Here is a 464-nt window from a genome sequence, read left to right as displayed (position 1 = left end):
TACTACTGCGTCCTGGAAGGCATCTTCTTCTACTGTGGCTTCACCCAGATCCTGTCCATGGGCCGTCGCAACAAAATGACCGGCGTGGCCGAGCAGTTCCAGTACATCCTGCGCGACGAGTCGATGCACCTGAACTTCGGTATCGATGTGATCAACCAGATCAAAATCGAAAACCCACATTTGTGGGATGCTGAAATGAAGGAAGAAGCGACCCAGATGATCCTGCAAGGGACTCAGCTGGAGATTGAATATGCGCGCGATACCATGCCGCGCGGTGTTCTCGGCATGAATGCGGCAATGATGGAGGACTACCTCAAGTTCATCGCCAACCGTCGTCTGTCGCAGATCGGCTTGAAAGAAGAATACCCGGGCACCACCAACCCGTTCCCGTGGATGAGCGAGATCATGGACTTGAAGAAAGAGAAAAACTTCTTCGAAACCCGCGTGATCGAGTATCAAACCGG

1 protein-coding gene is annotated in these 464 nt (G+C 52.8%); it reads left to right on the top strand.

Annotated features, from left to right (window positions below):
• On the top strand, positions 1-464 hold a 464-nt coding region (locus ACI77I_RS32175; RefSeq protein WP_407000239.1), incomplete at both ends, for a ribonucleotide-diphosphate reductase subunit beta.

This window comes from Pseudomonas sp. D47 (assembly GCF_045447305.1).
Taxonomy (GTDB): domain Bacteria; phylum Pseudomonadota; class Gammaproteobacteria; order Pseudomonadales; family Pseudomonadaceae; genus Aquipseudomonas.
The sequence above is the reverse complement of the archived record's forward strand: the minus strand, read 5'-3'. Positions and strand labels throughout refer to the sequence as shown.